At 30.7% G+C, this 25,069-nt stretch carries 24 protein-coding genes; 20 read left to right on the forward strand and 4 right to left on the reverse strand.

Annotated features, from left to right (window positions below; all coding sequences use genetic code 11):
• Positions 1–395: 395 nt before the first annotated feature.
• The 10 genes from JHL18_RS05000 to JHL18_RS05045 all read left to right on the forward strand — a co-directional run bounded on the left by JHL18_RS05000 (position 396) and on the right by JHL18_RS05045 (position 11,984).
• On the forward strand, positions 396–647 hold the full coding sequence (locus JHL18_RS05000; protein ID WP_200266730.1) for an acyl carrier protein: 252 nt from the start codon (positions 396–398) through the stop codon (positions 645–647).
• Positions 640–1,977, forward strand: a complete 1,338-nt coding sequence (locus JHL18_RS05005; protein WP_200266732.1) for a hypothetical protein — start codon at positions 640–642, stop codon at positions 1,975–1,977. Before JHL18_RS05000 ends, JHL18_RS05005 begins: the two co-directional genes overlap by 8 nt.
• Before the next feature lie 33 nt (positions 1,978–2,010).
• Positions 2,011–3,114, forward strand: a complete 1,104-nt coding sequence (locus JHL18_RS05010) for a glycosyltransferase family protein (RefSeq protein ID WP_200266734.1) — start codon at positions 2,011–2,013, stop codon at positions 3,112–3,114.
• A 266-nt stretch (positions 3,115–3,380) separates the two neighbouring features.
• Positions 3,381–4,547 carry a radical SAM protein gene (locus JHL18_RS05015; protein ID WP_200266736.1) on the forward strand — a complete coding sequence of 389 codons (1,167 nt, stop codon included), beginning with the start codon at positions 3,381–3,383 and terminating at the stop codon, positions 4,545–4,547.
• A 12-nt stretch (positions 4,548–4,559) separates the two neighbouring features.
• Complete coding sequence (locus JHL18_RS05020; protein WP_200266738.1) at positions 4,560–5,576, forward strand: Gfo/Idh/MocA family oxidoreductase; 1,017 nt, start codon at positions 4,560–4,562, stop codon at positions 5,574–5,576.
• On the forward strand, positions 5,569–6,555 hold the full coding sequence (locus JHL18_RS05025) for a hypothetical protein (protein ID WP_200266740.1): 987 nt from the start codon (positions 5,569–5,571) through the stop codon (positions 6,553–6,555). The genes JHL18_RS05020 and JHL18_RS05025 overlap by 8 nt, the downstream gene beginning before the upstream one ends.
• Before the next feature lie 746 nt (positions 6,556–7,301).
• A complete protein-coding gene (chbG, locus tag JHL18_RS05030; protein ID WP_200266742.1) occupies positions 7,302–8,039 on the forward strand; it encodes a chitin disaccharide deacetylase in 738 nt (245 codons plus the stop codon).
• A gap of 273 nt (positions 8,040–8,312) precedes the next feature.
• Positions 8,313–9,113, forward strand: a complete 801-nt coding sequence (locus JHL18_RS05035) for an HAD family hydrolase (RefSeq protein ID WP_338025447.1) — start codon at positions 8,313–8,315, stop codon at positions 9,111–9,113.
• A 502-nt stretch (positions 9,114–9,615) separates the two neighbouring features.
• Complete coding sequence (locus JHL18_RS05040) at positions 9,616–10,512, forward strand: IS1 family transposase (RefSeq protein ID WP_200266746.1); 897 nt, start codon at positions 9,616–9,618, stop codon at positions 10,510–10,512.
• A gap of 905 nt (positions 10,513–11,417) precedes the next feature.
• Positions 11,418–11,984 (forward strand): D-glycero-alpha-D-manno-heptose-1,7-bisphosphate 7-phosphatase, encoded by a 567-nt coding sequence (locus JHL18_RS05045; protein WP_200266748.1) that lies wholly within the window; start codon positions 11,418–11,420, stop codon positions 11,982–11,984.
• A gap of 128 nt (positions 11,985–12,112) precedes the next feature.
• On the opposite strand, the gene JHL18_RS05050 is transcribed toward JHL18_RS05045, so the two are convergent.
• A complete protein-coding gene (locus tag JHL18_RS05050) occupies positions 12,113–12,808 on the reverse strand; it encodes a permease prefix domain 1-containing protein (protein ID WP_200266750.1) in 696 nt (231 codons plus the stop codon).
• Positions 12,796–13,131 (reverse strand): PadR family transcriptional regulator, encoded by a 336-nt coding sequence (locus JHL18_RS05055; RefSeq protein WP_200266752.1) that lies wholly within the window; start codon positions 13,129–13,131, stop codon positions 12,796–12,798. The genes JHL18_RS05050 and JHL18_RS05055 overlap by 13 nt, the downstream gene beginning before the upstream one ends.
• A gap of 288 nt (positions 13,132–13,419) precedes the next feature.
• Between JHL18_RS05055 and JHL18_RS05060 the strand changes: the two genes are divergently transcribed.
• Positions 13,420–14,412: a MerR family transcriptional regulator gene (locus JHL18_RS05060; RefSeq protein WP_200266754.1), complete on the forward strand. Its 993-nt coding sequence runs from the start codon at positions 13,420–13,422 to the stop codon at positions 14,410–14,412.
• A 67-nt stretch (positions 14,413–14,479) separates the two neighbouring features.
• Here JHL18_RS05060 and pcp read toward each other — a convergent pair whose 3' ends face one another.
• Positions 14,480–15,124, reverse strand: coding sequence for a pyroglutamyl-peptidase I (gene pcp, locus JHL18_RS05065; protein ID WP_200266756.1), 645 nt, complete (start codon positions 15,122–15,124; stop codon positions 14,480–14,482).
• 265 nt (positions 15,125–15,389) lie between these two features.
• Between pcp and JHL18_RS05070 the strand changes: the two genes are divergently transcribed.
• The 4 genes from JHL18_RS05070 to JHL18_RS05085 all read left to right on the forward strand — a co-directional run bounded on the left by JHL18_RS05070 (position 15,390) and on the right by JHL18_RS05085 (position 17,497).
• The gene (locus JHL18_RS05070; protein WP_200266758.1) at positions 15,390–15,722 is read left to right on the forward strand and encodes a PadR family transcriptional regulator; all 333 of its coding nucleotides are present in this window, start codon (positions 15,390–15,392) and stop codon (positions 15,720–15,722) included.
• On the forward strand, positions 15,715–16,914 hold the full coding sequence (locus JHL18_RS05075) for a DUF2812 domain-containing protein (protein ID WP_200266760.1): 1,200 nt from the start codon (positions 15,715–15,717) through the stop codon (positions 16,912–16,914). The genes JHL18_RS05070 and JHL18_RS05075 overlap by 8 nt, the downstream gene beginning before the upstream one ends.
• Positions 16,911–17,096, forward strand: coding sequence for a transcription initiation factor TFIIIB (locus JHL18_RS05080; protein WP_200266762.1), 186 nt, complete (start codon positions 16,911–16,913; stop codon positions 17,094–17,096). The genes JHL18_RS05075 and JHL18_RS05080 overlap by 4 nt, the downstream gene beginning before the upstream one ends.
• Positions 17,097–17,317: 221 nt before the next feature.
• Positions 17,318–17,497 carry a hypothetical protein gene (locus JHL18_RS05085; protein WP_200266764.1) on the forward strand — a complete coding sequence of 60 codons (180 nt, stop codon included), beginning with the start codon at positions 17,318–17,320 and terminating at the stop codon, positions 17,495–17,497.
• Between the two features lie 243 nt (positions 17,498–17,740).
• Here JHL18_RS05085 and JHL18_RS05090 read toward each other — a convergent pair whose 3' ends face one another.
• Entirely contained in the window at positions 17,741–19,351 is a 1,611-nt protein-coding gene (locus tag JHL18_RS05090; RefSeq protein WP_200266772.1) for an alpha-amylase family glycosyl hydrolase, read from the reverse strand.
• A 517-nt stretch (positions 19,352–19,868) separates the two neighbouring features.
• On the opposite strand from JHL18_RS05090, the gene JHL18_RS05095 reads away from it, so the two are divergent.
• The 5 genes from JHL18_RS05095 (at position 19,869) to JHL18_RS05115 (ending at position 25,066) form a co-directional block, all read left to right on the forward strand.
• Positions 19,869–20,816: an ABC transporter substrate-binding protein gene (locus tag JHL18_RS05095; RefSeq protein WP_200266774.1), complete on the forward strand. Its 948-nt coding sequence runs from the start codon at positions 19,869–19,871 to the stop codon at positions 20,814–20,816.
• A 552-nt stretch (positions 20,817–21,368) separates the two neighbouring features.
• Positions 21,369–22,352, forward strand: a complete 984-nt coding sequence (locus tag JHL18_RS05100; protein WP_420839208.1) for a FecCD family ABC transporter permease — start codon at positions 21,369–21,371, stop codon at positions 22,350–22,352.
• Complete coding sequence (locus tag JHL18_RS05105) at positions 22,352–23,368, forward strand: FecCD family ABC transporter permease (protein WP_200266776.1); 1,017 nt, start codon at positions 22,352–22,354, stop codon at positions 23,366–23,368. Before JHL18_RS05100 ends, JHL18_RS05105 begins: the two co-directional genes overlap by 1 nt.
• Before the next feature lie 262 nt (positions 23,369–23,630).
• Positions 23,631–24,413 (forward strand): ATP-binding cassette domain-containing protein, encoded by a 783-nt coding sequence (locus tag JHL18_RS05110; RefSeq protein ID WP_200266989.1) that lies wholly within the window; start codon positions 23,631–23,633, stop codon positions 24,411–24,413.
• Between the two features lie 215 nt (positions 24,414–24,628).
• Complete coding sequence (locus tag JHL18_RS05115) at positions 24,629–25,066, forward strand: LytTR family DNA-binding domain-containing protein (RefSeq protein WP_200266778.1); 438 nt, start codon at positions 24,629–24,631, stop codon at positions 25,064–25,066.
• The last annotated feature ends 3 nt before the right edge of the window (positions 25,067–25,069 follow it).

Consider the following 25,069-nt stretch of genomic DNA (forward strand, 5'->3'; position numbering starts at 1 on the left):
ATTTCATAATCCTATTACAATTATTAGTTAACAGAAGTATCACTTAGTTTTATTAAATGGAACTGGATTATCTATATAACTAAATAAAATTGTAGACACTCATTTAATTGAGTGTCTTTTATTTATATATTAAGTGCTATCTCTAAATATTTATTACCTTTAGATTTCTGTGAATAAAATTCACAAAAATTTAAAATATAACCTTAAAAGTTAATCAAAATGAAGCGTGGCAAAAAGAACTCTTTCATCTAGATCTTATTTTAATTTATAAACTGGATAATTTGTCAGCATAGGTAATGTTTGGAGTTATTGACAAAAGAAAGTGGTGTGATATATTAATATTATAATAACAATTTAAAAGAAAAAATGTTTATAAAAATTGGAGGAAGAAACTTATGAATGAGAAGATTGTAAAAATAATATGTGAAGTAAAAGAAGATGAGTCCTTAGAGGAGAAAATACTTAATTCTACTGATCTGTTAAACGATTTAGGTATAGATTCTCTTCAACTTATAAATATTATTTTAAAAATAGAAGATGAATTTGATATACAAATAGACTTTGATGAATTCGATATGGATTGTCTAAGATCAATAGATACTTTTGGAGAATATATAGAGATGCAAAAAGGTGCAATATATGAGTAAAAGCATCTATTATGGAGAATTTAATGCTGAAAAGTATTGGAGAGAAGAAGATTTAGCCAAGCTACCTGATATACCAGATAAACAATCTGAAAATATAGTAAAGGCTATGGATGAACTACTTTTTATTCTTTGTGATAAAGATGATGCACTTATTACAAGATATAAGATTGATGATAATAATATTGAATATTTAAAAGAATTAGGTTTTCAGTTTAAACACAATTGTACAAGCCTTGCTGAAGACAAATCTAAAGAAGAGAAAAATAAAAATATATGTGAACTATTAATAACCAATGACAATTCTGAAATAAATGAACTTTTATCTGAAAAAGCAAATCTAGAAACCTTTGCAGTACTGCCAGAAGCTTATAAACTAAGCGATTTATATCATAGGCAGTTTGATTATCCAACAATAGAAGCTGTAAAAAAAGTAAATTCTAAAATATATTCATCTAAGCTTAACCTTGAACTAGGGACAAACGATAAAATTAAATTGGTTTATTCCTCAAAAGAAATGTATGAAGAAGGAATGAAGTACCTCGATGTAGGTAGCATAATAATAAAAGATTCTTTTGGTGTGTCTGGAAAAGGTAATCTAATCATTTCAAACGAAAGCATACTTAAGAGAATAGTATCTTATGTAGAGATGCAAGAGAAGAAAGGAAAAAAGGTAGAGTTTATAGTTGAACCTTTGCTAGAAAAAGCTAAAGATTTTTCCTGTCAGTTCAAAATCCATAAGGACGGAAGCTTTGAAATAATATCTGTACAGGAAGTAAGAAATACAGGGCTAGCCTACCTTGGATCCTATACTCCTGATAAAGAATTTATGGAGTTTATCAAGAAACAATCCTATTTTGAAATAATGGAGAAAACAGCTAAAAAGCTTTATGAAGATGGGTACTATGGGGATGTCTGTGTAGATTCCATGGTTTTAAAAGATCAATCTCTATGCCCAGTAGTAGAGATAAACGCAAGAAAATCCATGAGCCTTATCAAACATGAGCTTGATAAGTATGCTCATAGCTTTGGACTGAATTGTGGTTTTACTTTCCTAAATATCTCCTTCAATAACGATATAGATTATTCAGATGTTCTAAGTTCACTCTCAAGAAATAATATACTTTTTAAACCTTCCTTTGACAAAGGTATAATGCCTTTGAGTAGCAATACTATATTTATAAATAGTTTACTAGACATAAACAAAACCATAAATAATTATAAAGGCAGATTCTATTTTGCTATGTTCTATAAAGATATTGATATAGTTGAAGAACTAGGAAACAGTCTCATAAACGCATTAAAGGAAATAGGGATAAGTAGTTCTAATTGAGAAATCAAATTTTCAAAATGAGAAGGTGTAATAATGAACAGTAAAGTGGTTATATTATGTTCTGGATTCGGGTTAGGTTTTTATGTTCCAGGGCTTTTAATTAACAATAATTTCACTAAAAAAGATATAGAATCAGAAGTTGTGGTATTTGAAGATTATGTTGTTAAAGAGAAAAGAGACAATATAGCGATAAATAAAACAGCTTACCATGATAATTTTAAGGCAGCACTTTTAGCTCAGAGAATGCCTTGGGATATAAGGCAGAGTATTGATGAAGAAAAAGTGGACAGGCTATTAAGCTCTTGGAAGGAGTCTGAGATTGAAAACTTTGTAGTTCTATCGGGGCATTGGATATTCCTGCTTGAAGAGTATAAGAAGAGATTCAAGCTTGAAAAAATAAATGCTCAAATTGTTTATATAGACTGCAAGCCATCTCCTTCGTGGAAGTCTTTAAATAAATATATACAAAATTATTCTGATATATACGCTGAAACTTTTCTGTTTGATTATGATAGCAATGAAGTAAAGTACACAATTGGAATAGAAGAGGATGAAGTTATTCCTTTTGAAGAAAGGGAAAATAGATTTATGATTCACGGCGGTGGATGGGGGATGGGAACTTATAAAGATAAGATTCCTGAGCTAGAAGAACAAGGATTTTTCTTAGACGTCATTGCCTATAAGAAAGAAGAGGCAAGCCGTCAAAAATCTAATAATAGATATTTTATGATGGATCCACAGTGGACAGCCTGGGGAGATGAGGAGCATAAGAAAGCTGTTTTTCCTCCTTTTGCAGAAATCATAGAAGATAAAGAACCTAAATTTGCCACAAGGGATGAATATCACCCATCTTTTGACCTGGCAAAAAGCTGCAAAGCCATGATAAGTAAGCCAGGCGGGGGAACTCTTATTGATTCTTTAAATGCCTGCACTCCTATAATTCTATTAGATCCATTTGGAGATCATGAAAAAAAGAATGCTGAGCTTTGGGAGCGATTAGGCTTTGGTATAAGCTATGACAAGTGGAAAGAAGCAGGTTTTGATATGGAAATATTAAATAAGCTGCACAGTAATCTCTTAAAACAGAAAAAATTAAGTAAGGATTATAGTACAGAATATATAAAGGGTTTAATATAGAAAATTAAGTTATGCTTGTTCGATAATCACATCTTATGGTGATTGTCGAACAGGTATAACTAATAGATGAGTTAGAGACTTATGTAAATTTGTTAAGACTATATGTATTTAAATGCTGATACCCCCATTAATGTGTAGCTGTGGCAGCTATTTTAAAGCTATAGCGTCATAGTTACACATTAATTTTAACAATAATTAAGAGTAAGATGAATAAATTTGAAAAAGGCATATCTATATAAAATTAAAGGTTGAAAGAAGGTAAAATAATGCAGCCTAAAACAAAAGTTCATTATGATGAGAAGTCCTTAGAAGTCCTAAAGAGGACTATAAAAAATATATCAGATCCATTAAGAAATAGAAAAAATAATCCATGCTATGCAACGGAGCTTCCAGAGGTAGTAGGGATAAAACTCACTAATAGATGTAATTTAAGATGTAAGCACTGCTATGAATGGAATGAAAAAGGTTTTCATAGAAATATGGACAAGGAGCAGCAGCAGACAGATATATCATTGGATACCTTAAAAAAGGTACTTGAGGAAACTAAGAAAGTGAAATCAAGGTTATATCTGTGGGGTGGGGAACCTTTAGTGTACAAGCATTTTGAAGAATTAACAGATTTGCTTGTAGAGGATCCTAGAGAAGTAGCTATGTGTACAAATGCACTACTTATACCTGAAAAGCTTGATTCTATAATTAAGTTATCAGATAATCTAGAACTTTTAGTTCCAGTAGAAGGCTTTGAAGAAGATAATGATCTAATTAGAGGTAAGGGCAACTTCAATAAGACTATGGAGAGCTTAAATATCTTATTAGATTTAAAGAAAAAATGTATTTATAAAGGGAAGATTTCTATTCATACTGTGATCAACGACAGCGTCATACCTAAATTATATGACTTGGTAGAGTTCTTTGAACAAATGGGAGTAGATATGCTTATGCTTTGCTATCCATGGTATATAGCAGAAGAAACTGCTTGCAATATGGATAACTATTTTAATGAAAATTTCTCATGGATAGAAGAAAATAAAAAAGATAAAAGCTGGCATTCCTTTACATATAAGGTTTCACCAGAAAGCATAGAGATTCTTAAGCAGCAGATAGAAAAGATAAACAGCAAAGTTTGGGATATAAGAGTAAGATTTCAACCTGATTTAGATATGAAGGATGTAGATGACTTTATATTAGGAACAGAAGTGGAGAATCTTCAAAAGAGAAGTTGTCTTGCAGTGTCAACTAGAATGGATATTTATCCTGATGGAGCTGTGTCTTCTTGTAAGTTTTTTTCAGAGTTTACCATAGGAAATTTAAATAATGCAAGTGTATCTGAAATATGGCACAGTGAGGAATACAAAAAGGTAAGAGAAATAATAAGCAGTAAGCTTACTCCTGTTTGTTCAAAATGTAACCTTCTTCACTTACATGGAAATTAGGAAGGTGATTTTGTGATAAATCTTGGAATTATAGGTTGTTCCAGTATAGTATCTAGAGCCATAATAACTCCAGCAAAAGAAGTAAAAGGGCTTAGAGTCTATGGAATTGCAAGCAGAAACCCAGAGAACGCAAGAAGGTATGCTAAGGAGTATGGTATAGAAAAGGCTTTTGAAAGCTATGAAGAACTTCTTGAATGTGAAGCTATAAATTGTGTTTATATAGCTCTTCCAAATGATCTTCATAAAGAGTGGATAATAAAGGCTATTAAAGCAAGAAAGCACATATTAGTAGAAAAGCCTATGTGTTTAAGTAAAGCGGAGTTTGATGAGATACTCAGTGAGTTATCAGAAAAAGATATTAAGCTATTAGAAGGTGTTATGATAAAACATCATCCTTGGCAAGCTGCCATAAAAGAGATGATTACTTCTGAAAAGTATGGAAAGCTTGAAATTATAAATACCTATGCATGCATAGTACCAAAAGGTAACAATGTTAATAGCTATAGGAACTTTCCTGAAAGAGGGGGAGGAGCTTTTTATGATTTAAGCTGTTACTGGCTTCAATTTTTACAAGAAGTAGTAGGACTTAATCCGATATACTATGAAGGTAACTCCAGTTTTAATGGACCAAATGGTATTGACTCTACCTTTTCTGCAAAGATGAGATATGAAGATCAATTTGAAACAGGATTTATATCTTCCTTTGAACTTCCATATAAGGTAGAACAACATATAGAATTTGAAAAGGCAAAGGTAGTAGTAAAAGACTTTTTTAGAGCGTGCCTTGGTAACTTCAAAATTAATGTTTTAATAGAAGAAAAAGCTACAGGTAATAAAGAGAAATTACAGTTTGATGCTGCCAATTACTATACAAACCAGCTTAAGTTTTTAGTTGATGTAGTTGAAGGCAGAAAAGAGAGTATACCAATACATGAATCTTACGAGAGAATAAAGTTAATGGAAGACATATATAATTCGGCGAAATCATCAATAAAAAGTTATAAAGGAGCAGAGGTGTATAATGGCTAAGATATTATATTCAGATTATTATATTCCTGAAAATATAGTTTCAGCAGAGGAAATACTTTTTAAATCAAATCAGTTCAGACAAGCAAGCGGCGAGATGGATATTTATGAAAGTATTGAGAAGTATGTTAAAGAAACAAATTTACACAGTATAGCAGTTGGAAGAAAAGATGAAATTGTAGAAGTGCTATCTAAGCTTGTTGAAAGAATGCTTGATAAGCTTGATATAGATAAATCTAAAATAAAAACAATCTTCTATACAAGCTATGAAGAATATATCTATGGTGGAAATATAAGTGTCCCACATTATCTTCAAGAAAAATTTCAATTAAATGATGCAACAGTAGTGATACTTAACCAAGATTGTTCAAGTACAATTCAAGCCATAAAAATGGCTAATTCACTTAATGTAATAGAAGGCGAATTTTCACTAATAATTTCACCTTATTTTTTGAGTGATGATGAAGAGCGCTTTATAGAATTTACCATATTAGGTGATGGAGCAGGCATAATGCTAATTGGGGATGATATAGACCAAAAAGGCTTTAATATAGTGGGATCAACTTCAGCTTCCAATGGTCGCATGAGTGTTGCTGCATATAATTTTGATAAAAGCGCAGAGTTAGTTGACCCATATTACAATTACTTGAAGAACAAAATGGGAACCTTTGAAGCTATGAGAAGGGTATTTTCAAAATTAGTAGCTTCAAATGAAGAAAAGTTTAAGAATGCAAATAAAATCATAATTCAGAACATAGCTGATAATTTCTTTAATACTTATTATAAGATGTACAAGGTTCCTGATGATAGCTTTTATAATAACTACCTTGGTGGACACATCGGAGATGTTGATATAATAAGGAATTTCAAAGATTTCACAGAAGAAAATAACTTTAAAATAGGAGATGAAATCATTTTACTAGCTATTGGTTCTGATTTTATGGGAATGAATAGTGGGGCGGTTTTCTTAAAGTATTTCTAGTTATAATTCTAGTTGTTTGATTTGACTTTTTTAAAACAGCGGATATTTATAAGTAGACCGATAACCAACAATGTTCCAGATATAACATATATTAAGCTATTTGTTTTACTCCATAGAAAGAAGGTACCTAATATTACAACTGCTAACAGGAGCCATAAAGAGTAAATTATTATAGTACAAATTTTAGTGTTTAGTGAATTTTCACTATGATTAGTTTTCATAATATAAACCTCTCTTAAATATAAAAATAAATTAAATCAATATGAGTTTATTGTGTTTGATTTATTATACATCTATGGATAATAAAGTCAAGTGAGCTTGTAGAGTTTATGTTTAAAAGTTAATAGGAGCATTATAGCAAAAATTAAAGTCGCTGAATAATTTTGTTTCAGCGACTTTTCTAATGTAAAGGAAATTATAACCTCTTATAGATGAACCGCTTTATAATTGAATTTATATTTTCAAATTCTCCTCTCAGAACCCAGAGGAGTTTTAAAAATAGATTTCGGATTGAAGTTGTTCATCTTTATAAATTATAAAGTATATTATAAGGATTAATTAAGTTTTACCATAATATAGATCTAATGGTATTTTCAAAATCTGAAAATCATAAAAATTTACATAGCAATGGTTGAATGCAAAGGTTTACTTATCTATACTTATAAGTAGGTTAAAAAAAACATGTATAAAGTAAGATTTAATTAAATCAAATAAATTATTGATAAGAGTATAAGGGGGAATTTTGTATGAAACTAATTATAAATGCAGATGATTTTGGTTTTACAAGAGGTGTTAATCTAGGAATATTAGAGGCTTTTAAAGAAGGCGTCGTGACATCTACCTCAATGCTTACAAATGCGCCTGGTTTTGAACACGGAATAGAATTAATGAGACAAAACAAAAATTTAAAAGTAGGTATACATTTAGTATTAACAGCTGGTAAACCGCTAACTGATGGACTAAAAACATTAGTAAATGAAAAAGGTTTTTTTGAACATAATTTTGAAAAGATAGAAGCTGCGGATGAAGAAGAAATTAGAAAAGAGTATAGAGCGCAAATAGATAAGTTTTTAAGTACGGGCTTTAAACCAACTCATATTGATTTTCATCATGGAGCAACAAACAAAAACTTTGCAATTGCTGTACAGTTTGCCAAAGAGTTAGGTATTCCTATGAGAGGACTTACAAGCGATGCTGAAAAGTATATGGATTCAAAAGGTGTAATACATTCTCATAATTTCTGTGAAAAGTTCTATGGTCAAGAAAGTATAAGTGAAGAGGCATTAATTAAAGTTTTAGAAGAAAGTAAGTATTTAAGTGAAGTGGAATTAATGACTCATCCAGCGTATATAGATAAAGATCTTTTAACTTTGAGCAGCTACAATACTCAAAGAGCTTACGAACTTGAAACTCTTAAAAGCGAAAAGGTAGTTAAATATATAGAAGCTAATAATATAAAGCTAATTAATTTTACAGATATATAACTTTTTAACTTCTTTTGATTATATAATTTTTAAATCATACATTTATAAAATCATATAAATATATAGATTTATCAATGCTTCAGCACAAAGATGTGATTATTTTAATTACTGAAGTAATCTATCAGTTCAGCGGAATAGATAATCTAGTTAACAAAACTAAGTGATACTTCTGTTAACCATTAATGGTAATAGGATAGGAGTATCAAATATATATTATATTTGGAGCTACTTTGTCTATAGCTACGTAGCAACTAGTATGAGTCATAAGATGGGGTGAAGAACTTGGAGAGGAAAATAGCTTTTTTTGATATAGATGGAACATTGATTTGTTCTAATGGCAAAGAGGTAATAATGCCTGAAAGCACTAAGATAGCTATAAGAGAGTTTAGAAAAAGAGGACACTTAGCTTTTGTATGTAGTGGAAGACCTATAAGATTTATAATCCAGCAATTCGGAGAAGATATGTTTGATGGATATATAGCAGGTAATGGAACTCACATATCTTATGAAGGAAAAGATGTATATCATAGAGTAATTGATAAGGAAACTATAAAGAGCTTACAAAAATCTTTTGATGAACTAGACATAACTTGTTGCTTTAATGGATTTCATGAGGGATATGCTTATAACATGACTGTAGAAAGAGTTGATGAATATAATGCTCAGTTCAAAGGGCAGCCATATCTAATAAAAGAATGGGATATAAATGATATAGAGGTGAATACACTAGATGTGTTTTACTCTAAAGAAGAGAACTTGAAAAAATGTATTGAGTATTTCAAGGATAAACTTGTTTTTAATTCTCATGGACCACACATGTCCGCAGACGTTTCTTTTAGCGATTGGGGAAAATCTCATGCTATAGAACATTTTATAAAAATATCAGGGATGAATATTGAAGATACTTTTGCTTTTGGTGACGGCTATAATGACATAGAGATGATTAAAACAGTAAAAACAGGAATCGCTATGGGAAATGCAGTAGAAGACTTAAAGAAAGTAGCCAGCTATGTGACTTCAAGTATTCTTGAAGATGGAATCTATAATGCAATGAAGGAATTTAGTCTTATATAAAGATTAGTTATGAAAATCAATTTGCACCGTATAGTGAATTAATTGATTTTATAAAGATGGATGACTTTATAATTGAATAAATAAGCTCAGCAAAGGAAAGGTTTGATTTTTGAAACCTTTCCTTTAATTTTTATAATATATAAAAATTAAGTAATAAGCTTCATCAATTAATTATCTAAAATATCGTTACTTTAATATTTTAAGAACAAAGCTATTCTGATACAAGAATTTCTTAATTTATTCTTCTTAACTTATGTTCAGAAAAAGATGATGCGCAAAAAACTCAATTAAGAAGAGATGGATATATTCCATCTTTATATTAGCATTTTTATTATTTTAACTGACTACTATAAAAGGAAGCATATCAGAATAGTACTTAAGTTAATTTTTATAGTATGCAACTATTTGTTAAATAAATGTTGGTAATGATTAAAAAAATGAACATGTGGCAAGCATTAAGAGGATAGTCTAATTATTAAAATTTCTTAGTGAGGTGTTCTTTTTGCTACAGCATGATGTTAAACTTAAAAAATTTGATCTGCATACTAATGATGTTCTAAAAAGAGATTTTTATAAAAATAGAGTTGTAGAGACTTGTCCAATTTGTGAGTCAAATTGGTATATTAAATATGGCTTTTATAATGGAATTCAAAGATATAAATGCAAAGTATGCGAAAAGACTTTTTCACGTACAACTAACTCATTGTGGAGTTATTCAAAAAAGAATACTAGAACTTGGGTGGAATTTACTGAATTAATGACAGAAAATAAAACTTTGAAGTTTTGCGCTGATAAGTTAAATATAAGTATTGGGACGGCTTTTTATTGGAGACATAAAATACTTGAGGCGTTAAGTATAGACTCAACTCCAGATAATTTATCAGGAGTTGTACATGTTGGAAAAGTTATTATAAAAGAAAACTTCAAAGGGTGTAGGGATGCAGAAATGCTAGCTTCCGTAGCTCCAAGAGAAAACATCTTTATCATTGGTGCAAAAGGGAAAGAAGACTCTATGTTTATAAAACCGATATTTAAGTTTAAGTATCGCTGGGATAATGATGCTTTCAATGAAAAAGTCTATTCTAAAATAGAAAAGAAATCGTACATAGCTCCATATGGAGATAGATATATAAAGTTAGTAGCAATGAAACATAATAGAAATAAATCTATTAAGGTAGAGACCGAATATAGAATAAAATATCTTTGGCCAAATCTAAAAAAATGGCTATCAATCTTCCATGGGGTGGCTTCAAAGTACCTGCAAAGATACCTTAGTTTTTTCATAATCATGAACTTGGATAAGGTTATTGACTATATGGACTTAATCTATGATAGATTATTTGAAGGAAATCGATTTATGAAAACTGATGAGATAAGAATTAGAAGTTCACTTTTTTAAAAATAAAAATTAACACTGGGGTTGTCCGTTTTTTGCATAGATATTTACCAACATTTAATTGATATATAACTATATAAAGGAAAAATATAATGTAAGTGTAGAGCTTGCGAAAATAATAATGTGGTCGTTGGAAAATATACTATTATAAATATTCTCCTAATCTACTACATGTTTTCAGTGAAATTTGAAAAGAACTTGCCTTATTGAACTGAGATATTGGACTACTTTGCAGCTGAAGAGGCAATTATGTAGAATTTTCATTAATGACGTTCACATTAGATATTTATATATATTTAAATTCTATTTAATTTGATCAATCAATTAATATATTAAAATGTATTTAATCCAATATTTCTATGAATGAAACCTATTGGAACATATATATATATAATAAAGTTTTCCTGATTGTAAAATAAAAGATACAGTATTTTAAAATTAGGTTTTAACTAATTGAAGCAATACCGTGCATTATCAGATATAGCCCAAGTGAATAAATCCCCATTATTGCTTATATTACTGGTATTATAGAAAGTTTGTTATTTTTGCATGTATAAAAGTGTAAGGCAAATGAAATTAGAATTATAGTAAGTACAATAATCCATATCCTAAAAAGCATAAATGGGAACATAACTATTCAAAGTCATGAAATGATTGATACTGTTGCCAATGGCACTTTTACTTCCTTATTTACTATAAAAAATAAAACTCCGAATAAAATAGATAATAAAGATATGCAGAGCCAAGTTATTTCTAGTCTATGGTATAAATTACACATTGGTTTTTATTGTTTTTTCAATAATTTTATATCAAGAATCAATATGAAATTGGGAGGGGGCATTTCAATTTACAATTCACGTTGATATAATGGAGGATAAGGAAAGTATTTTAGGAGGGGAGGGATGATCATGACCAAAGATAGAAAGGCAGTATTTTTAGATATGCAGGGAACCCTAGGGGGAACAGGTGTAGATGATATTACTAATTTTGAGTTTTATCCATTTTCAATAGAGGCATTAAGGCTATTAAATGAAAACGGAATATTGGCCATTGTGATTACAAATCAAAGCAATATATCAAGGGGAATAATTTCTCAAAAAGACTTTGAGGATAAAATGGATGTACTTAATAAAGAGCTGGCTGAAAAAGGTGTCTATTTTGATGATGTTTATTGTTGCCCACACACAAGAGAAGACAAGTGTACTTGTAAGAAACCATTAGTAGGTTTAATTGAAGCTGCAGTTAAGAAGCATGATGTAGATATAAAAGAAAGCTTCGTGATAGGTGATATGGGGAATAGTGATATAGTTTTAGCTAGAAATGCTGGCGCAAAGGGAATATTAGTTTTGACAGGGGTAGGTAAAGCAAGTCTAACGAGTTTTAGACATACATGGGAAGGTTATGATGCAGACTTCGTGGCTGATGATGTGCTAGAAGCAGTGAAATGGATTTTAAGTAGTGCATCAATTAAATAAAATAGGTATCTAGCTTTATTATTTGAACAAAGCTGGATACCTGTTGCGGGTTATATCTAGCATAAATTGGCTAATGAGAGATTTATAGTTATAAAGTTCAGCGAGTATTGTTTATGTGAAGCTGCCATCTAATTAATTTGTTTTTTATAATTTCTAAAAGAAAATAATATAAATAGTAAGCATAAAATAGCAGTCCAAATCAGAGCAGAATAATTTTGACCCTGTGATATATAGCCCATTTGATAAACTTGTATCTTCCTAAAAATAGGAAGACTAAGCAGTGAGAAACCTACGGTGTTCATAAAAATAAAAGCTATAAAAACAAGTACTAGAAGCCATTTTCTGTGAACTAATAAGTAATTAAACTTAGCTTGAAAATATGATATGGCCTGAAACCTAGGAAGAAACAAAATGCATAGTACTATTAGGGATAGAACAGTATTAATAGCTAAACTTATGTACATAAGCTCATTAGAATATAAATCAATTTCTTTAAAGAAGCTTGTGGTAATGAATAAGGTTAAACTTGCTGTGAGCTTTTGTGAAAAGCTTATTATTAAATATCCAGTAAGAAGCCAAAGGAATTTCTTTATCCATAAAAAGTTCGAGTTAACTATGCTGTATTCGCTTGTAAGTAAATCCACTGAACCTAATCTACTACAAGCAACATAAAAAGCTTCTTCTTCAGTTAGGGTCTTTTTCTTAAGAGCATCTATTTCATCTAGAAGATGACTTTCTAGTTCTTCAATATCAGAACTAGTTAGTGAATTACTAGCAGACAGTTTTTTCTTCCAATCAATTAATGACTTTTCTAATTGAAACATATAGAATCCCCCCACATATTATTTAAAGTATCATTTACTACCTGCCATTGAAGCTTTTCGCTTTCTAAGGCTTTTAAGCCAGCTTTTGTTATTCTATAATATTTTCTTTTTCTTCCGTCTACAGTTTTCCATTCAGATTCAACTAAATCACTTTCACATAACTTTTTTAGAACAGGATAAAGAGTTCCATCCTTCCAGACTATTTCATTGTTTGATAGCTCTTGAATGTTTTTTATGATTTCATACCCATAGCTTTCCTGTTTAGCTAAAAATGAAAGTATAAGCGGTCTTGTTGATGCTGCTGTTAAATCTTTTGATAACAATAGTGCACCTCCTTACATAGAAGTTCTATGTATATAGAGTACATAGAACTTCTATGTAAGTCAAGGAGGTTTTTACTTAATTAACAAATTGTTTTAATTTACAGATAAGACGGTATGTTCCAATTATGTAATAGGTTACAAATTATTGGAAAAATTTCGTATAATACTGATTGGAAATTGTATTTTGAGAAAAAAATATATTTAGTTTTTTTTATTAAATAGGATTGGAAACTATTGACTTTGACGTCGTGGCGTACTTTATCATTAAGTCAGAAAGGAGCTGAAGGTATGAGTTTATTGACAATTAGTGAGGTATCAAAAAGTTTTAATATTTCAACAAGAACTCTCAGGTATTATGAACAAATAGGAATTTTGCAAAGTAAAAAGAAAGAGGATTATGCGTATCGTACTTATGATCAATCAGATATAAGAAGGTTACAGCAGATAATAGTTTTGAGGAAATTACGTATCTCTCTAAAGCAGATAAAATCTATTTTTCAAAATACTGAGCAAACACACATAGTTGAAATATTTTTAGAGAACATTTCAGATATAGATAACGAGATAGAATCACTAGCTACAATTAAAAACATCTTAAATAATTTAATTGAGCGCTTTACTGTAAGTACAAAAATTGGTTTCAATTTTGATTTGCTCCAAGATCAAGATATTTTAAAAATTGTTGAACCTTTAAACCTTTCTAAAATTAATATTAAAGGAGAAAAGTCAATGGAAGAATTGAACAAGGCAAATGAGAATTTAAACAGATTACAAGATAAAGATGTAAGAATCATATACCTACCACCTGCTACAGTGGCTAGTGTACATTGTGTAGGGGGATCACCAGAAATCGAAACAGGAAATATTCTAAACCAATTTATTAGAGAATCAAAGCTTTATGATGTTAAGCCAGATTTTAGGCATTACGGTTTTAATAATCCTAACGGAAATATTCCAGATGGAAGTGATCATGGCTACGAAAGGTGGGTTACTATACCAGAAGAATTTGAAGTGAAGCCACCTTTTACTAAGAAGTATTTTCAAGGTGGATTGTACTGCTCTTATATGATTCCTATGGGAGCTTTTGATGAATGGTTTAGGTTATATAATTGGGCACAAAATAATGATAAATATGAGTTGAAGTATAAAGAGGAATTGGTTGAGCGAGAATGTATGGAGGAGCATCTTAATTATGTAAATAAATACATGTTATCTCCAGAGGATAGCACCATCCAAATAGATTTACTTTTGCCAGTAAAAGAGAAACAGACTAATGTATAACTAGCTAAGAAAACAGGTATCCAGATTTGATTAAATAATAAATCTGGATACCTGTTTTTTTGCATACCTAACATAGAGTACCTAGTGCAGCCTTTATATCGTCAGTAGGATTTTCTAAAGCTGCCTGTATAGCTAAGCTCAGGGCCTTTGTAATTAAACTTAGTTCCATAGAAGGAGAATTGTACTTATCAACTACCTGCATAGGTATAAAAGGAACATGTATAAAAGTGCCTCTCACTGTAGGATACTTCTTGTCTATAAGATACATTAAACCATACATAAGATGATTGCATACAAAGGTTCCAGCTGAATTTGAAACTGAAGCTGGAATACCTGCTCCTTTTATCTTTTCAACCATTGCCTTTATAGGAACATTAGCAAAATAAGCTGGTTGTCCATCAGAGAATATGGGTTCATCAATAGGGTGATTTTCTTTGTTGTCTGCAATCCTTGCATCATCTATATTTATTGCGACTCTCTCGATAGTTATGTCGAACCGTCCACCTGCTTGTCCTACACAAATAACTATATCAGGCTGATTAACTGCAATTGCCTCATCTAAGATTTCGATTGATTCATGGAACACTGTGGGTATTTCAAGGGTTATGATTTCAGCTTGATCAATTTTATCTGGCAAAGCCTTTACTGCTTCAAAAGATGGATTTATAGCTTCTCCACCAAAAGGGGTGAAGCCTGTTACTAGTATTTTCAAAAAAATTCCCCCTAAGTATGTTTTATTTATATAAATTTTAGGATTTACATTGATTTTAGTAATATGATAACACCTAGTCTAGTAATTGTCTAAATTTAATTTGCAATACATATATGGAAAATAATGTTTGATATGTATGTCATGACGTGATATAGTGAAGATATGATATATCACACCGTGACATATTGGATTTTATACTAAGACTAGAAGCTTGTACAACCGTGTAATAGGTGTACTTAAAGATATCTGAAGTGAAGGAGAAGCGATGGAAAAAGAAAAAATTATAAAAAAATATCTGCCTATGACTGAAACAGCCTTCTATATATTGTTGTCTTTATACGAGCCAAAGCATGGTTATGGAATAATAAAAGAAGTTGAGACTCTAACTAAAGGTAGAATAATTCTTGGATCAGGCACGGTATATGGAACGCTTAGCAAGATGGAAAAGGATGAAATAGTTATGGTTTACTCTAATGAAGATAGGAAGACCATATATGAGATAACAGAACTGGGGAAATTACTCTTAAAACTTGAGATTAGTAGGTTAGAGGAGCTTAACAATAATGCAAGGCAGTTAGGGGGGAGATTTGATGGATAAAAAAGTATTAAGACTTTTTTGGAGTTATGATATTAAGAAAACAGAAGAATGGTTACGGGATATGAGTTCAAGAGGCTATAAGTTAGAAGCTATAGACTTTGATTTTAGGATATTTAAATTCATAAAAGCAGAAAAGAATAGAGCTTTTTATAGAATTATATATGATAACAATCAAAGTAATTCACTGCCCAAAAGCTTAGATAACAGTGGATGGAAGATAATTTCTCAGCACAAAGGATGGAAGATATTAATCAATGAATCTGATAACATAAATATAATGCCTACCAGAAATTCTATTATTGAAAGAAATAATAAAATTGCAAGTTATTCTGGATGGGCACTTGGAGTTCTAATATTAATTCCTGAAATAGTAGGGTGGGTTGCTATGTCTATTTTACGGCTAAGGCAAGTACAAGTAGAGTATAGTGAAACACTCAAAATACTAGGAATATTATATTTAGTAGTTCAATTAAGCGTATTTATTTTTTTAGCATATACTCATTTTAGAATAAAAGCTTCAACTAAGAGAATAGAGTATGCTGACGGAATTGAACTTGTTTATAATTATGATACTTATAAAAATATTGATGATGAAATATATCTTGGCAGAAAAAAAGGTATAGTTAGAAGAAAATTTGCATGGTTCACATATCCAGATAAACTAGAAGTGTGGCTTGAAAAGATGGAACAAAAAGGCTTGAATTTATGTAAGATAAGTAGTAATGGTAGGAGATTCTATTTTGTTAAAGGAATTAAGGTAAATAAGAAGTTTTCTGTAGACTTTAAAAAACAAGTCACTAAAGAATACTTTGAAATAAATAAAGAAGCTGGATGGAAATTATACTTTAGTTCAAATTCAAGAACCAATAAATGGAGTATATGGGCTATGGATTATGACGAAAATGGAGAACCTCCAAGTATGTACAGTAATATTACTGATAAAATAAACCATGCAAAAAAGGTAGCTACCTATTATTGTATATTGTATGTGCCTTTTATAATAATGTATACAATGGTAAATGTGTTTTGGATATATATGATGGTGGAAGAAAAAAGAAGTTTGGATGAGATATTTATAATGGATATGGTATTATTTGGATTTATAACAATAGAATATACTATCTTCACGATAAATAGCATTTTATATTATTTAAGAATTAAGAAAGGATGTATAGGAGGAAGCTTTCTATGAGTGAAAAATTATGTCCCGTATGCGGAAGTAATAAAATTGGATTAGGTAAACATATGGCTCAGGGAAGAATGTATCCAGTTGACAAGGTCTTCTCATCTGGTTCAGACGTTATAGCAGAAATATGCACGGATTGTGGTCATATCTTATCTATGAAAGTAAAAAATCCAGAGAAGTTTAGGTAAGTAAAAAAGGTAGGACAGAGGAGCATACATAAATTTATGTACGCTCTTTTTAAAAAAATATTATATTCAAATCCAGGGGTGATAACATAATAGGTATATAAGTAGTATGTAATATATGTTATAATTTTATGGGTATATTTATTGAATATATGTAAAAGTTTTGCTAAAAACATAATTTTACATTCTTTTAAACTGTTAATTATAAGGAGATATAATTATAAATGAGAAATAATATTAAAAAGATATTTTCAAGTAGATTTTGGTTTATATTACCTGTATTCTCTTTTTTTATAAGAGATAATATTTTATCGATAATATTTTGGATAATTGCTTTAATTGCTTTATCTGTTGCAGTTTCTACAAACTATGAGAGTCTAATAAATCGATCAGAAATAAACTAACACGTAAAATAATAGTAAAAAGAGAACGGAAAGTTTATATAATATTTTTTAATTTTAATATATTGAATGGATACAGATACTATTAGGTTTATTGTGAAGGATAGCGTTACAATTCATAACAGATTCTAAGTTTTTATAATCATTAAAAAAATAAAAGTTACCATAGGATTTTAGTCTATAGTAATTTTTAATAATTAGAATATTTTCTGAAATAAATTATACAAATCAATGAAAGTTAGTGCATTAATTATTTTTAATTATTAAAATTTCACCCTTTTTGAGCTTTAGCTCGTTGCTTATATTAATGTCACCGCTTAAGTTTTCTGAAGAGTATAGTACTGTTCCCTTAATAGGAGATAGATTTATTATCTGATCTGCATCGTTGCTATTGATAAACACACTTATCGTTTCATCTTTATATTTTCTAGTGAAAGTAAACACCTTAGAATTACCAGTATTTAAACCTTCAAAGCTACCATATCTTAAAGCAGTATTATCATTTCTTAGTTTAATTATAGTTTTGTAGAAGTTCAAAAGTGAATCCTTATTTTTTTCTTCTAGGTTTACAGCTATGGATTTATTATCATTACTTATGGCTGTCCAGCTTGTGTTTTTTGATTTATCCTTATCATCCCATATGAAAGGCTCTCTAATTCTTTCGTCTGGCTTTATTCCGGTCATTCCTGTCTCTTCACCATAATAGATGTAAGGAGTACCAGGAAGAGTAAGAAGTATAGCTGCAGCTGTTTTACATTTATCAACTGAACCTAGGGTACTCATTGTTCTATTCATGTCGTGATTACCTAAGAAAATACTGTCTAAATAATCTTTGTTTTTAGATTGAGCAATCGATTGCATGGATGTGTATGAGGAAGCTAAATCTTTAAAGTTATTATCTTTAACTGAGTTTATGATATCAGTACTTAAGTCAAAATTAAAACAAGAATCTAGTGCTGTTAAGTAGTCGGAGACCACTTTAGTCTTATCCCATACTTCACCTACTAGTAAAGCATTTTTATTAACACTCTTTACATAGCTATTGAACTCTTTCCACCACTTAAGATTTTTATCAAGTTCACCATCATATATATGCCTTGCTGCATCTAATCGGAAACCGTCCATACCCATATCAAGATAGTATTTTGCAATATCTTTTACCTCTTCTCTAACATTAGGATTATCATAGTTTAAGTCAGGCATGTCTTCTGCAAATATACCATAGTAGATATTATCTTTGCTAGCTACTCTCCAGGGCATAGTGTTTATGCTAGAGTATTCATTAAGTTTTTTAGAATCCTGTGTCCAAAGATAATAATCTCTGTATTTGCTATCTTTGTTATTTAAGGACTCCATAAACCAAAGGTTTTTAGTACTAGTATGGTTTATTACTAAATCTATATATACTGCAATGTCTTTTTTATGAGCTTCATTTATAAGACTATATAAATCATCCATTGTACCGTATTTCTTTCTGACATTGTAATAATCAGATACATCATAACCATGGTAGCTTGGGCTTTCATTTATAGGCATAAGCCATATTCCCGAGATGCCTAAGTCCTTTAGATAATCTAATTTTTGTTCTACACCTTTTAAATCCCCAAGACCATCACCGTTACTATCATTAAAAGATGCTACAAAGATTTCATAAAAGGTTCTATCTTTATAGCTCTTATTTGTAGAGTAGTTTACTGGAGTATAACTTTTATGAGTTGCATTAAGAAGTTTTTCATTTGCTTCCTTGTCATATTTAGTTTTGGTGCCTCTAGGCAAGAATAAAAATACAATCAAACCGATTACAATAACTGCAAAAGTATATATGGCTAAAGTTCTTAAGGTTAGCTTTCTTTTCATTAACATTCCCCCTTTTATTTACAGAATATATAATTATTATAATTCATCGCAATTTGCGGTTCAATTGTGATAAATCATATAAATATTAGCCGCATAAATTGGATTTAAAAATGAGGATAAGGAGAGTTATGCTAAGTTATTTAATGAATCTTAAGAATATAGGGAGCTTATACTAGAGCATAAAGAGATAGGATTAGTTGAATCTGTAATCTGATGAATTGTTAAACTCTAAATTTAAATAAATTAAATATAAGTACGGTAAAATAAAATAAATTTTATAAAACTTATTTTATTTTTATCTTTGATAAATATAAGTGACCTTTGAATACAAAGCTTCTGAGGTTTATATTCTCAAAATTACAACAATTCTATAAGGGAAATAATGTTATTGACATAATAACCAGTTTTGGTATAATGATTCTTGTTGATACGTGATAATGATTATCATTGTTTAATAGTTTGATATTAGACAAACAATAAATTTATGTTTTTGAGTAAAATTCTAGGAGGAATAGCAATGAAAAAGAAAAGTGTTCTAGGTTTATTAGTTGCAACGGTACTTTCCGTAGGAATGTTAGCTGGATGTGCATCAACTAAAAAGGAAGAAGCTAAGAAAGAAAGCGATACAAAGGTAGTAAGTACTGTAAAGGGAGACGTTACGATACCTACAAGCCCTAAAAAGATAGTAGATGTTTCAGGTTCAAGTGAAGCACTTGTTATACTTGGAACCACTCCAGTAGCTACTGCTAATGTTGATTCATACAAGACTACACAAGTTCCAGAATACGTTAAAGATAAACTTGGAAGCGCTAAAGTAGTGGGACATTCAATGAGTGATACAATGGATGTTGAAGCTATACTTGCTACTAGTCCAGATTTAATTATAATGAGCGAAAGGCAAAACAAGATATATGATCAATTAAAAGCAATAGCTCCAGTAGTTGTACTAAAGGATTATCAAAATGACTGGAGAAGCAATCTTAATGATGTAGCTAAGCTACTTGGAAAAGAAAGCGAAGCTCAAAAGTGGCTAAAGGATTATGATGCAAAAGCTCAACAAGTAGGTAAGGCTATAGCAGAGAAGAATGGAGAAAAGACTACATACTTCACAGTGCTTGCAAGTGCTGGAAAGTTCTATGTTTTAACAGGTGCTGGAATAGGTTCAATGCTATATGATGATATGAAGGTAGCTAAACCTACAAATCTTCCACCACAAGATGGAATAAGCTTACCAGTTGTAACTATGGAAGGTTTAGCTCAAATAGAAGCAGATCACTTAATAGTAATAGCAACTGATGCTGATTGGAACGACTTACAAAACAGTGCTGTATTTAAGAATCTTAAGTCTGTCAAGGCTGGAAAAGTAACTAAGCTAGAAAGTGCTCCTTACTTCTCACAAGGATACCAACCAATAGGAAAAGAAAAGCTTCTTGATGGAATAAAGGAAAAACTAGCAGGTAAATAATTGATGCGTTGAAATTAAAGCGTTACTCTTCCGATACTTAGATGAGCTACGTAAAGGATTTATATAATTTTTTTCAATGAAGTGCCTAAAACTGTAAACTCACTTCGTTCGAACAGTACAGTTTTTTTACGGCACTTCATCGCTAAAAATTATTAAATTCTAATTACTCGCTCATAGAGTATCTGCATAGTAACACTTTAATTTCAAAAAACAAATTAGATAGAACCTTATAAAAATATAAAATAATTTAGGATGACTAAAAAGGAGATATAAACTTGTAGGTAATATACTTTTAAAACTCTGTAGGTTGTGAGCAGAGATTTAACGATGTAGATTGACCAATAAAGTTTATGCATCTGTGTATAAAATAGGTCATCCTAAATTGTATTTTTACAGTTTATAGAGTATAGAAGCTTTACTTTGAGGAACAATTTAAATACTAATTTAAATGTATGGATTTTGATGTTCAACGATAGCTTTGTTAAGAGGGGGATTACTACTTAAATGAATTCGGTTGAAAAGAGTGTGCGTGTTGAAAATAAAAAATCAAGGATGTTTATAGCAGCATCAATTATAATTGTTGGAGCAGTGGTCTTACTATTTGGTATAGGACTTTCTATGTCTCTTGGTGCAAAGAGTATAAGTTTATCAACGGTTTTTAGCAGTATGTTTGCTTCTAAGGATAATGTTGATTATCAAATAGTGAGAGATTTAAGAATGCCAAGAGCTATTGCTGCAGCTTTAGTTGGTGGTTTTTTAGCGGTTTCTGGAGCTATAATGCAGGGGATTACAAGAAATCCTATAGCTGAACCTTCGATTATGGGGATAACTCAAGGGGCTACCTTTACCGTTGCTATAGCGTTTTCTATGAGACTTAATGTAGGAAGCTTTGGGCTTATGATATTTGCTTTTTTAGGAGCTAGTATTAGTGGAATACTGGTTTATTTTTTGAGTTCAAGATCAATTAAGGGTACTGACCCAGTAAAGCTTGCTTTAGCAGGTACTGCAATAGGAACTCTTTTAATATCTTTAGCAACAGCTACTGCTATGTATTTTAACTTATCTCAGCAGTTAAGCTTTTGGATTGCAGGGGGACTCACTACTGCAAAGTGGCAGGGAGTTAAGCTTCTTGGAATGGTCGGAGTAGTTGGGATTATATCTGCAGTTTTATTATCTCCTAAGATAACTATCTTAAGTTTAGGTGAAGAAATAGCTATAGGCCTCGGACAAAAGACTAATTTAATAAGATTAATTGGTATTGTAATAGTTATTGTGCTTTGTGGAGCATCGGTTTCTATAGCTGGAAATGTGGCTTTTGTAGGACTTATAGTACCACAGATTGTTAAAGGTATGGTTGGACCTGATTATAAATACATCATTCCATGCTCCTTAATGCTAGGTGCAGCTTTAGTTGTTTATTGTGATATAGCAGCTAGAATGATAAATCAGCCTTATGAAACTCCAGTAGGTTCTTTGATAGCCCTAATCGGAGTGCCGTTCTTCATATATCTTGTAAGGAAAGGGGATAGAGTTTAATGAATTTACTTAGAGGAAAAAATAGATTTAAATATATATCCCTAATATTAATAATTCTTATAATAGCAAGCGTTATTTTGAGTCTTAACTTGGGTTCATTTTCAATGGAACCTTTAGATGTTATAAAAACTCTCTTTGGACAAGGAAGTAAAAAAGAAGAATTAGTACTATTTACTCTTAGACTGCCTAGGATAGTGATTGCTATTTTAGTTGCCATTGGTCTGTCTACTTCAGGTGTAATACTTCAAGGAGTAACTAAAAACGATTTAGCGGACTCAGGAATACTTGGAATAGGTTCTGGAGCGGCCTTAGCTGTAGTAGTATATATATACTTTACCAGTGGAAACACCTATGCAACTTTAAGTGATTTAACCATATATACAATGCCATTAATTGCTTTACTAGGAGGCTTTGTATCTTCTGCATTGATATACTCCTTGGCATGGAAAAAAGGAATCAATCCTTCAAGACTTATACTTATTGGAATTGGTATAAATTCTGCTTTTTCAGCAGCACTTATAATATTCCAGCTTAAGTTTACCACTCAAGAATTTAATAGAGTTATGATTTGGATATCAGGAAGTATTTGGGGTTCAAATTGGAAGTATGTGATGGCAGTAACGCCTTGGATAGTAGTATTTTTAGTTCTAACTTTATATAAAGCAAGATATCTTGATGTAATAAATTTAGGGGATGAGTTATCCACTGGACTTGGAGTAAAGGTTGAAAAGGAGAGAAGAAAGCTGCTTGTATTTGCTGTTGCTTTGGCTGGAGCTGCCACAGCAGTTTCAGGAACTATATCCTTCTTAGGACTTATAGCTCCGCATATAGGAAGAAGATTAGTTGGACCTAAGCATAAGGTCTTAATACCTACATCAGCTCTAATAAGTATATTCTTATTTTTAGTATCTGATATGGTGGCTAAAAATCTATTAGCTCCAGTGGAGATACCGGTAGGTATAGTGATTTCTATTCTTGGAGTTCCATACTTCGTGTATTTAATGCTTAAGCAGTAGGCATAGTAAATATCGTATTGAAATTAAGTGGTTAGTCATCCTCATAGAGCATCTACTGTATAACCACTTAATTTCAATAATTATCTTAAACATATTAAAATAATTAAATAAACATAAGGTTATGGTTAAGTAGTAAAGTGAAATAAAGATTTCAACACAGGAATCTAGTAAGTATGGACTAAGAAGAGAATTTTATAAATTGCATGAGATAGAAACTAAAAGTAAAGTATAAAGCTGGAGGTTAGAAATGGTTAACGCAAATGTGAATAGTATAAATACAGAGAATTTAAATATATCTTACGGTAATTTAGATATAGTAAAAGGACTAAATCTTAATATACCTAAAGGAAAGATAACAACTATAATAGGGGCTAATGGATGTGGTAAGTCTACTATTTTAAAAACTTTAGCAAGAATATTAGAACCAAAGAGTGGTGCTATTTATATAGACGGGAAAGATATAAAAAAGCAGGATTCTAAGGAAATAGCAAAGGTTATGGCTGTGCTTCCACAAAGTCCTCAAGCACCAAATGGACTTTTAGTAGAAGAGCTTGTGGCATATGGTAGATTTCCTCATCAAAGTGGTTTTGGAAAGCTTCAAAAGGAAGATAGGGAGATAATTGACTGGGCTTTAGAGGTTACAGGAATGAAGGAATTTAAGGAAAGACCAATAGAAGCTTTATCCGGTGGACAAAGACAAAGAGTTTGGATTTCAATGGCTCTAGCTCAGCAAACAGACATTTTATTATTAGATGAGCCTACAACTTATTTAGACTTAGCACATCAGCTAGAAATATTAGAACTTCTAAAAGATTTGAATAAAAAACAAAATAGAACAATAGTAATGGTAATCCATGAGCTTAACAATGCAGCTCGCTTCGCTGATTATATGGTTGGGGTAAAAGAGGGGAAAATAGTTTGTGACGGATCACCTGAAGAGGTTATGACTAAAGAAAACCTTAAAGTACTATTTAATATTGATGCGGAGATTGTAAAAGACCCAAGAGAAAATAAACCGGTGTGTATAACCTATGATTTACTTTAAAATCATAGGTTATTTTTTATTCTTTAAAAGAATTTATAATTTAAGTATATATGTAGATAAAGGTATACCAGTTGAATCCGTATTCCGATATGCAACATATCGATAAAACGAAACAACTTACATATCAAATAATGTAGCTTACTATATAGGATGTTGAATGTAGAGAGCTACTAACATATACTGAAAATATAGAAAGAAGTGAGGGGGAAAGCCAGTTGAAAGTAACCATTGAAAATATCCCTGACGGAAGTGAGCCAGAAATAATAATAAGATGCAATGAACTTGATGAATCGTTATTGCAGATGATTCATTATATAAAAGCCTCATCTAAAAGGATTATTGGGCTTACAGGATTACAAATGCATGTTATAAATCCTAAAGATGTTTTTTATTTCGAATCAGTAGATAATAAAGTATTTATTTACTGTAAAGAAAAGGTTTTCGAATCTAAGCTTAGACTTTATGAGATTGAGACAGAATATGAGAATTTTGGTTTTTTTAGAGCATCAAAATCTACTATCCTTAATATTTCAAAAATAGAATCTGTGAGTCCGATTTTTTATGGCAGATTTGAAGCTTTGTTACAAAATGGAGAAAAGGTATATATATCTAGGCAGTATGTTCCAATACTAAAAAAAGAATTAGGATTATAAGGA

The sequence above is a fragment of the Clostridium yunnanense genome (assembly GCF_016595795.1).
Lineage (GTDB): Bacteria > Bacillota > Clostridia > Clostridiales > Clostridiaceae > Clostridium_AR > Clostridium_AR yunnanense.